This window comes from Mesorhizobium sp. M8A.F.Ca.ET.202.01.1.1 (assembly GCF_004791595.1).
Classification (GTDB): Bacteria; Pseudomonadota; Alphaproteobacteria; order Rhizobiales; family Rhizobiaceae; genus Mesorhizobium.
Window position 1 is genome coordinate 1 of the sequence record NZ_SRUN01000336.1, and the last position, 279, is coordinate 279.

Sequence of the window (279 nt, forward strand, 5' to 3'; positions counted from 1 at the left end):
ACATCGTCCGCCTCTTCTATCGTCTCTAAAGCCGCGGACCGCCGCTACACCAGCTCGGCCAGCCAGCCATTCGATTGCGCGAAGCGCACGATGGCCGCGCGGGAGTGGAGCTCCAGCTTGTCGGTAGCCCGGGTCCGGTAGGTTTCGATGGTCTTTATGCTGAGATTCAGCCGCGAGGATATCTCCTTGTTGCTGTAGCCGAGCGCGACCAGCTGGATCACCGACCGCTCCCGCTGGCTGAGATTCCCTGGATCGCATTGTGTGCCGGGGCGGGAGCTC

The 279-nt window shown here is 63.1% G+C and carries 1 protein-coding gene; it reads right to left on the reverse strand.

The window, feature by feature from the left end; all coding sequences use genetic code 11:
• Nucleotides 1-44: 44 nt before the first annotated feature.
• Nucleotides 45-279 (reverse strand): LuxR C-terminal-related transcriptional regulator (locus tag EN845_RS35100; protein WP_135931366.1); only part of this gene is annotated, 235 nt, incomplete at its 5' end.